The following is an 8859-nucleotide window of genomic DNA, read 5'->3' as shown; positions in this document are numbered from 1 at the left end:
AGCGCCAGGCCGAGGCCGAGGGGCTCGACCGCATCTTCACCGAAGCGGGCTTTGAGTGGCGCGAGCCGGGCTGCTCGGCATGTCTCGGCATGAACCCGGACAAGGTGCCGGCGGTGAGTGCTGCGCGTCAACCAGTAGCCGCAATTTCATAAGCCGGCAGGGACCGGGTTCGCGGACGCATCTCGTCTCGCCCGTCATGGCCGCCGCCGCTGCCATCACCGGACATCTGACCGACGTGCGTGAACTGATGAAGGGAGCAGCCTGGTGAAATCGCTGACGCAACTGTCGGGCCGAGCCTATCCGTCGGTATGAAGAATGTCGATACAGACGTCATCATTCCTGCGCACTGGCTGAAAACTACTTCGCGGAGCGGCCTGGGTGAGGGCGCATTCGAGGTTTCGCGCCAGAAACCTGGAAATGTCTTCGACGATCCCGAATATGCGGGCAGCACGATCCTAATCGCGGGCGATAATCGCGGCTCCAGCCGTGAGCATGCTGGATGGGCGCTGGCCGACCTCGGCATCAAAGTGGTGATCGCGCCAAGCTTCTCAGAAATATTCTCCGGTAACGCATTCAAAAACGGTATACTGAGCGTGGTGCTGCGGCCGAATTCCGTTTTCAGGCTGATGGAGGCTGCTCGCTCTGAAGTCATGAATGTTGACTTAGAAAAGCAGGAGGTTTCGATCTCGGGTGGCGAGAGATTTCACTTCGAACTTGATCTGTTCCGTAAGTGGGCTCTAATCAACGGATTGGACGAGATAAATTTAACACTTTCTGCTCAAAGTCTAATCAAAAACTACGAAGAGAAAGCCTATATCGAGCGCCCGTGGTTAGAGGATAACTTCAGTCTCCAGCCTTGCTCTAGGTTCCCTCACTTCTTCGACAATGCCCAGCCGCTTAAGACCGCGAGGGCAGCCATCCCACTTTGGCCCCTTTGAACCTGACGTCCCGGAATCGTGCAGCGTCGCAGGGAAATGGAGGCCAATTTAAAGGTTGTGTTCGCTCGGTCAGGACTGGGACATTCTCGATGAGGATCGCTAACGCGGGCTGGGGGGCTGGCGCTGAAGTGCTTTGGTTTCCGCCCGACCCTATGCGATGACCGGGTTGGTTGCTTCGCCTGACGCTCGGCTTCCACCCCAGCAATGCCGGCGCTGCCATAGCTTCGCTTTGCAAAAGGTCGAGCAGCCCGTGTAAGGGCAGATCGACAGGATTTTGAACCACAATGAATTATCGCCATTCCTTCCATGCCGGCAATAGCGCCGATGTCGTCAAGCACAGCCTCCTGATCGCCTTGGTGCGGGCCTTGCAGCACAAGCAGGGCGCGCTGACTCTGATCGACACCCATGCCGGCTGCGGGCTGTACGACCTTGGCGGCGACGAAGCCCAACGCACCGGCGAGGCCATGCAGGGCGTGCTGCGGGCCTTTGCCGACCCGGACCCCTTGCTGGACGACTACCGCGCCGCCGTGCAGGCGGTGAATGGGGGTGGCGAACCGCGCCTTTATCCCGGCTCGCCACGGATTATGTCGCAGCTTTTGCGCCCGCAGGATTTTCTGATCCTAAACGAAAAGCACCCGAAAGACGCTGACACCCTGCGCGGCGTGATGCGGGGCAGCAGCGCGGCCGTGCATGAACGCGACGCCTACGAACTGTGGCTGGCGATGGTGCCGCCCCGCACCGCGCGCGGCGTGGTGGTGGTCGACCCGCCCTACGAGCAGCCGGACGAACGCGCGCGCATCACGGCCACCCTTGCCGCCGCTCACCGAAAATGGGGGCATGGCGTGACGGTGATCTGGTTTCCTTTGAAAGACCGGGCCACGCATCGGCGGTGGAAGGAGCAGTTACGCAAGCTCGGCATCCCGAAACTGCTGCGGGTGGAGCATTGGCTGTACGATAGCGAGCAACCCGGCATCTATAATGGCGCGGGCCTCTTTATCATCAATCCCCCATACGCTTTCACGCAGGCACTGCCGCCACTGTTGGAGGCTTTGCGCGCGGCGTTAGCGCCCGAAGGGCATAAGGGTGAGATTATATCCGGTTGGTTGGGCGATTTAAAATAGGCCCTCATCTTACCCTTTACCCAGAGGGGGGAGGCCGCCCTTCAGGTTGCAAACAGATCGGGTTACGCTGATTTTTCTAAGCACAGTCCACCCTGGGTGGCCGCGCTCCAGACGATTGTGCTTATACGCCCGTTGGCGACGGACTACATCATATGATCCTGCTCGCTCAGAAATGGCGACCAAGGGTGTCGAAAAAACCTGCGACACCGTGGATGGAGTACCGTCGCTGGCATGCTAAGGGTATGACATGTTTCAAGCACCCGGCCGCAGCGGCACTGTCGAGATCGACGGTTTCAAATATGATTGGGAACTCCTGAGCGAGCCCCAATTGTCCTCTTCCGATGGCTGGAAGGGAATGACCGTCTCCCTACGTCAGAGAGATATGCCGCGCGAAGCGGTGCTGGAATTTCCGCCACCCAAGCGCCTGATGAGAGGACTGCCGAAAGGGCGTCTGCACATCAACGATGCGATCGCTTCGCGGGGGGTGCGGGCGGCATTATCGGCAGGATGGGACCCTGCGTCGCGAGGCAAACCCACGGTTTTCATGGTTGATGCCAACGGGGATTAAGGGGGCGTACGTCGTGCACCCCCGCCATCGGAGGTATCAATGGAGCTAGGCGCGATCGTGCCATTCGTCCGCGCATGCACTAAGGAAGCGATCGGTCCGCACCTGAGAGACGGGATGTCGGCGGCGAGCCCTCCCTCAGACCCAGAACCGCTCTCCCTGACGCCAAAGGACCACAAAAGATCGACGATGCCCAATTCGTGACATTGTCTCAAAATGTCCGCGCCACCATTTCGCGAGGAAACTCTGCCGCAAGATGATCGATCAACGCACGCACGGCTGGGGGCAGTCCCCGGCGCGTCGTGAAGACCAGATGCACGACTCCTTGAAGCCCGCGCCAGGCAGGCAGCACATGAACGAGCTTACCGGCGAGAAGCGCGTCGCGGCAGACATGGTCTGGCAGCATCGCGATGCCGAGTCCGGCGATGGCCGCGCTGCGCACTGCGATCATGTCGGAGCAGCCCATTCTCGGCTCGACCCGGACGACCTGTTTGCAGCCGTCCTCGGTTTCCAGATGCCATTCGAGATCGTCTGCGGCATCATGGGTTACGAGTGCGGGAAGTGTCGCGATTTGGCTTACTTCCGCAATCTGGCTTGCCAGCTGGGGGGAGGCAACGAGGATACGGGTTGATTGGCCGAGCGACCGCATGGTGAGGGCAGCGTCGCTCGTCAGCGCGGCGCGTACCCGCAGGGCGAGGTCGATCCGCTCCTCGATCAGGTCTACTGCTCGGTCCGTTGCCACCAACTGCAATCGCACCTTGGGATAGCGGGCGAGGAAAGAGGTTATCAGGCCCGATATCGGCTCGATCATGCCGGTGGGACAACTGAAGCGAATGCGGCCATGGGGTTCCGCCTGCGCCTGCAAGACCAATGCTTCCGCCTGCTCGGCCTCGGCCAACATCGCCCGGCACCGCTCGTAAAAAGCGAGCCCTGTATCCGTTACGCGGAAACGTCGGCTCGACCGCTCGATCAGGCGAAGCCCGAGGCGCTCCTCCAGCCTTGCAATGCGGCGGCTCAGCTTGGACTTGGGCTCCCGCAGAATGCGCCCCGCCGCTGCAAAGCCGCCATGAGCGACAACCTCGGCGAAATAGGCATAGTCATTCAGATCGATCCGCATAAGCGTTCCTCCAATAGAACGCTAAGTGCCATATCTGCTGACTACACGCATCATCGTTCTGGAGGCATCTCGTAAAGGCCACGGCGCTTCGCCGAAACCCGAAGGAGACAGACAATGACGAACAAGTTCAACAACAAGGTGGTGGTCGTGACCGGCGGCACGAGCGGCATCGGGCTGGCGACCGCGAAGGCCTTCGCGGAAGAAGGCGCCTCAGTCTTTATCACCGGGCGGAGGCAGGACACGCTTGATGCTGCCACCAAGGCAATCGGCGGCCGAGTCACGGGCGTTCAGGGCGACATGGCCAACTTGGCCGACATTGATCGGCTTTATGATGCCGTGCAGCAGAAGCATCCGCAGATCGACGTCGTGTTCGCCAATGCGGGCGGCGGCGAGATGCTCCCGCTGGGCTCGATTACAGAGGAGCATTACCAGAGCGCCTTCGATACCAATGTGAAGGGCGTCCTCTTCACGGTCCAGAAGGCGCTACCGCTGTTGAAGGACGGGGCTTCGATCATCCTGACAAGTTCGACCACGAGCATATCCGGTACTCCAGCCTTCAGCGTCTATTCTGCGACCAAGGCGGCGGTGCGCAACTTCGCCCGCAACTGGATCCTCGACCTCAAGGACCGGCACATCCGCGTGAACGCCATCAGCCCCGGCGTCACCGAGACTGCCGGCCTCGATCATCTCTTTGGCGGTGGCGAGCAAGCGCAGGGGACAAAGGATTATCTCGCCAGCCTGATCCCTGCGGGTCGCGTCGGCCAGCCCGAGGAGATCGCCAAGGCCGTGTTGTTCCTCGCCTCGGATGACGCCAGCTTCGTCAACGGTGTAGAACTCTTTGTCGATGGCGGGCAGGTGCAAATCTGAACATCAACCTCGATGGCCGGATGGAACGTCGCCTCGAGCGGCAGCATCCGGCCGGAGCTGGAAAGGAAAGATGGGCGGCTGAACGGCCACAAGGGGTCGATGGCAGAAGCGGCTGGAGCCTAACAATCCGTCACTCCGACGCGGTCTTCTTCCCAGAACCTGGAATTGCCGAACCTTGTCGGCATATATGGGCTACGACTTCGTAGTAGGGCGCGCACACGGCGGCCGCAAGTTCCGCATCCTGACCATCATCGACGAGGCCAGCAGGGAGTGCCTGGCGCTCATCGCCGCGTGGCAGCTCAAGCATGAGGATGTTCTGACAGCGCTCGCCGACCGTTCCTCGCGCGCGAGCCACCGGCATGGCCGCGGGCCTTGAAGCCCACTGCGTCTATCGTCGAGTCTGCTTCATTGCTGCCGGTGATGTCGGCAATTAGGTCGCCCAAGGGGTCGCTGTGCGACAGATCGACCGGTTTAGAGCCGACGCCAACACCCGCTTTCAGCGCGCCGTGAAAACCGGTCTTTATCGATTATCCACGTTCAAAATCATAGCCGGAACTGCAAGAGTGAGACGCTCGGTCCCCGGTCGTCGCCACTGCTGCTCTACAAGCGAAACCCTGTTCGAGCGTTGTCCCTATTCAAGGACTTCGCCACGTTCGGCAGCGATGGCTCGCTCGATCATCATGCGCGACCGTACGCCGCCAGCGTCGATGTTGAGCTTGAGCAGGCGGCGCTCGGGGTAGCGGATGAGATTGTCCTGCTGCTGCTCCAGCATATCGAGGTCTTCGCTGAAAATTTTTCCTTGGCCCTCCCTGATTTGCCTCGTCAGGGCGTCGTCGTGGATGGCGAACTGGCGTGCCATACCCCAGAAATACCAGTGGGACGTTTCAGTTTCCGGCGTGATGAAATCGACGACGATGCTGGATGCTTTCTTGGCCTTGTCGGCTCCGCACCCGCCATGTCCTTCGAGCGCGACGCCGACCTCGATCATCACGTGGCTTGGCAGGGAGAAGCGGCAGATCTGCCACCGGTCAACCGTCGCTTCGGCTGGTAGCCCGGCGCCACGCAGCGCCATCTGCCAGAATGGAGGCGCTTTCACGCCATTCATCATGCGGCTGGTATGAATCTCGTCTCCGACGACGCGTGTGGTTACAGGCGCCTCGTCGATCTCCTTCTGTCCGATACTGGAGGAATGGACATAGGTTTCATGTGTGAGGTCCATTAGATTGTCGATCATCAGGCGATAATCGCATTTAATATGATAGAGGCCGCCGCCATAGGCCCATTCGTCGCTCTCGCCCCATTCGAGATGGTGCAGCTTCTCCCGGGAAGCCAGTTCCGCGTCGCCCGGCCAAACCCAGATAAAGCCATAGCGCTCTATCACGGGGAAGGAACGGATCGGGGGGAAACCCTTGACCTTCTGGCCCGGCATGCTCTCGGACTGACCTTTGCAGCCCATCGCAAGGCCGTGATAGCCGCAGACAAGCAAGTCGTCCCGGACGAAGCCGAGCGACAGCGGAGCACCGCGGTGGGGGCAAAAATTCTCCAGAGCGACGGCGTCTCCGTTGCCCTTGCGGTAAAACACCATTCGCTCACCGCAGATTTGACGTCCAAGTGGCTTGCCCACGATTTCACCGGGGGTGCACGCGACATACCATGCGTTAGTCGGCCAAGTAGGCAGTGTTGTCCGAGCTTCGATCACTTCAACCTCAAGAAATTAGAAAGAGATAGATCCGTGCCGGCTGCCCAGCTTGCCGCTCTGCGAGGAATTCTTGACACGAAAGTGTGTCGGGCAAGGCGGGGCAGTGTAGCGCCAGCACTCCTGGCCGGCCAGGAAGTCATCGCGATTGGTCAGCTTGAGTACGGTCACGCTACACGATCAGTCGGGGAAGGACCTTTATAATTGCTCCGCTCCGGCCCAGCGGAGGATTGAAACAGGTTATCCACGCTCCAGCTCCCAGGACCCGCAACTGCTAAATAAAGGAATACGAAGCAAAATTCGATCGCTAGATCCCCTCCGTTAACGATGGGCATCCAGCCGTTTTCCATTTGCAGCCCGGCAGAGAAGTGGATGAACCAGTAAGCAAACGCCATCTGCCCCGCCAAGACGAACGCGACAGATCTTGTAGCTAGACCTAGAACCAGCGAAATACCGCCTAACAGCTCGAGAATTCCAGCTGCTCCGACGAGACTTAGCAATTCAACCGCGCCGTCATTATGCCCGCCTGCCGGCCATCCGAATAGTTTCTGAACCCCGTGTTGCGTGTACAATGCCCCGGTGATCAGGCGCAACACACCTAAAATCCCGTTTCGAGAAAATGGAAGGCGATTCACCATATCGGTCATGCTCGGACAAACTCCAGTGGCAAAGATCCGAGCGCATGCAAAGTGTTGTTGAGTGTGCGCCTAGGTTCTCCGACAAGGCGGATCTCCGCTACGCGGGGCAGTAGGGCGCCGAGCACCACCTCAGCCTCAAGCCGCGCTACCATCTGTCCCAAGCACTGATGAATGCCATAGCCGAAGCCGACATGGCCGCTGGCGTTGCGTTCTATATCGAAAAGCTCCGGGTCACTCCATCTACGAGGATCTCGGTTGGCTGCGGCCAGGAACAGCAAAACCTTGGTGCCTTCAGGAATAAGGGTGTTGGCGACTTCAACATCGCAGCTGGCAGTGCGGAAAAAGGTCTGAACAGTAGAGTCCCAGCGGAGCGCTTCATCAAAGACGCGCTTCACCAACTCCGGTCGGTCACGCAGTTTCCGCCACTGTTCAGGATGGGACGCGAAGGCCAGCAACATGTTGGCGAGCCCGTTTATCGTCGTATCTATACCTGCCGAGAGAAACGAACGGACCAGACGCGCCGCTTCCTCCTGAGAGCACAGGCCCGCGTCGGCCTGGACGAACACCTTCTCTCCCCATCCGCCCGGCTTAAGATTCGCGCGTTCACACGCACTTGTGGCCCAAGCAATGGCAGGTGCAGCCGCATCATTCGTTTGCTGGAATATCTGATTGCGGGGGCCGAAAGCGTTGAAAGTAGCCATGGCGTAAAGAAGTAGATGATCGTCCCCGCCGTCGGGCAGGCCAATCGTTGCTGGAAAGATGCGGAGGGGAAAAGCTTGGGCGAGATCGAGAACGCCATCGATCCTGCGTTGCGTGATCAAACCTTCGACCAGCTTATCCGCTTCGTCCTGCCACCGCGCTTTCAGGTCCCGCAGTTCCAACAGGCTGACGACCTGATTCATGAGGCCTCGGGTCCGATGGTGAACGGGAGGGTCGGTCTCGAGGAGAAGAGAAGGTGGCCGCCACGGCTCCTCGACCGCGAAGTCGCTAAGACCTACTCCGCGCGATGATACGAAACACTCCCAATCCTTGAGTGTTGCGCTAACTTCCTGATGCCGGGCCATTCCATAGACCCCGTACTGAGGTAACTGGAAAACAGGACCCGCCTCCCTCAGCACATCGTGATGGGCGTAGGGGTCAGCCAGAAATGCATCGCCGAATACGTCAATGTCTATGCTGGGCGGCGCCGCGGCTGAATTGTCCTGCACTGTCCTGTCCTTTCTTGTCTCATGCGCCAGCTGGAGACGGTGATAGGCTTGCTATGCTCTACCTGCCCTGAGCGGCATCAACCTCGTTGTCGATCAGGCGCTGCATGATCCGTCGCCCCTTGGCGCCGACTGCATCCGCAGGAGAGTGGATTTCCTCTGGTCCGCCAGGGACGACAAGCATTTTTTCGATCGCCTCAGAAGCCTGAATGTCCTCATCCAGCGCCGCCTCGATATTGCGGCGAAGCGCGTCGGTCATGCCCGGATCGTCCTGCCGGAAGTTCCTTGTGAATGCCCAGAAATAGAGGGTGGTGTGAGGATTTTCCGGAACGATGCCGTGGATGACTCGAAAGGCGCCAAAGGAATGGCCTGGATTGACGCCGCCTTCCTGTGCGCTGCGGAATTCAGGGCCGGTTACATGAAGGCAGGGGGCGGCAAAATGTTGAGGCATGATCCGGTCCACCGGGCCACGGATCCCAAGCGCTTTGCCCAGGGGCGAGCCCTCCACCGTATCGCCGTCCACTTCACGAGAGACCAGCAAGCCATTGGCTAGGTCGGTACTGCGCACTTTCGCTGCGGCGATTCCAGGGCTGCCGACACTGTTGCGGTGCAGGAAGCTCAGATGAGTGAGGTCGAGGATATTATCGTGCAGCAGCATATAGCGAGCATCGATCCGTGCAACGCCGCCGACTATAGCGCGACGATCTGGGTG

General features: G+C 59.7%; 7 protein-coding genes and 4 pseudogenes. 6 read left to right on the top strand and 5 right to left on the bottom strand.

Features of this window, described 5'->3' with window-relative positions:
- The 4 genes and pseudogenes from L858_RS21495 to L858_RS0118915 all read left to right on the top strand — a co-directional run.
- Window positions 1–268 (top strand): annotated as a pseudogene (locus L858_RS21495) (aconitase family protein); the annotation flags it as partial.
- A pseudogene (gene leuD / locus L858_RS20785) lies at window positions 265–938 on the top strand (3-isopropylmalate dehydratase small subunit). The pseudogenes L858_RS21495 and leuD, both read left to right, overlap by 4 nt.
- Before the next feature lie 284 nt (window positions 939–1222).
- Window positions 1223–2059 carry a 23S rRNA (adenine(2030)-N(6))-methyltransferase RlmJ gene (locus tag L858_RS0118920; RefSeq protein WP_022684627.1) on the top strand — a complete coding sequence of 279 codons (837 nt, stop codon included), beginning with the start codon at window positions 1223–1225 and terminating at the stop codon, window positions 2057–2059.
- 247 nt (window positions 2060–2306) lie between these two features.
- Entirely contained in the window at window positions 2307–2627 is a 321-nt protein-coding gene (locus L858_RS0118915; RefSeq protein WP_022684626.1) for a hypothetical protein, read from the top strand.
- A 208-nt stretch (window positions 2628–2835) separates the two neighbouring features.
- On the opposite strand, the gene L858_RS0118910 is transcribed toward L858_RS0118915, so the two are convergent.
- Window positions 2836–3741 carry a LysR substrate-binding domain-containing protein gene (locus L858_RS0118910; protein WP_022684625.1) on the bottom strand — a complete coding sequence of 302 codons (906 nt, stop codon included), beginning with the start codon at window positions 3739–3741 and terminating at the stop codon, window positions 2836–2838.
- 114 nt (window positions 3742–3855) lie between these two features.
- Here L858_RS0118910 and L858_RS0118905 point away from each other — a divergent pair, with 114 nt between their 5' ends.
- Together L858_RS0118905 and L858_RS21815 are read left to right on the top strand one after the other, a co-directional pair.
- Window positions 3856–4608 carry an SDR family NAD(P)-dependent oxidoreductase gene (locus L858_RS0118905; protein WP_022684624.1) on the top strand — a complete coding sequence of 251 codons (753 nt, stop codon included), beginning with the start codon at window positions 3856–3858 and terminating at the stop codon, window positions 4606–4608.
- A gap of 193 nt (window positions 4609–4801) precedes the next feature.
- Window positions 4802–4980: pseudogene (locus L858_RS21815) on the top strand (IS3 family transposase); the annotation flags it as partial.
- A gap of 259 nt (window positions 4981–5239) precedes the next feature.
- On the opposite strand, the gene L858_RS0118895 reads toward L858_RS21815, so the two are convergent.
- The 4 genes and pseudogenes from L858_RS0118895 to L858_RS0118880 all read right to left on the bottom strand — a co-directional run.
- Window positions 5240–6307 carry an aromatic ring-hydroxylating oxygenase subunit alpha gene (locus L858_RS0118895; RefSeq protein WP_022684622.1) on the bottom strand — a complete coding sequence of 356 codons (1068 nt, stop codon included), beginning with the start codon at window positions 6305–6307 and terminating at the stop codon, window positions 5240–5242.
- Window positions 6308–6471: 164 nt separating this feature from the next.
- Complete coding sequence (locus tag L858_RS20780; RefSeq protein ID WP_202951370.1) at window positions 6472–6951, bottom strand: DoxX family protein; 480 nt, start codon at window positions 6949–6951, stop codon at window positions 6472–6474.
- Window positions 6948–7844: a cytochrome P450 gene (locus tag L858_RS0118885; RefSeq protein WP_202951369.1), complete on the bottom strand. Its 897-nt coding sequence runs from the start codon at window positions 7842–7844 to the stop codon at window positions 6948–6950. Before L858_RS0118885 ends, L858_RS20780 begins: the two co-directional genes overlap by 4 nt.
- A 364-nt stretch (window positions 7845–8208) precedes the next feature.
- Window positions 8209–8859, bottom strand: a pseudogene (locus L858_RS0118880) (hypothetical protein); the annotation flags it as partial.

Source organism: Sphingobium bisphenolivorans, assembly GCF_000412635.1.
GTDB classification, from domain to species: Bacteria; Pseudomonadota; Alphaproteobacteria; order Sphingomonadales; family Sphingomonadaceae; genus Sphingobium; species Sphingobium bisphenolivorans.
Note: the sequence above shows the minus strand (reverse complement) of the source record. Positions and strands in the feature narration are given on the sequence as shown.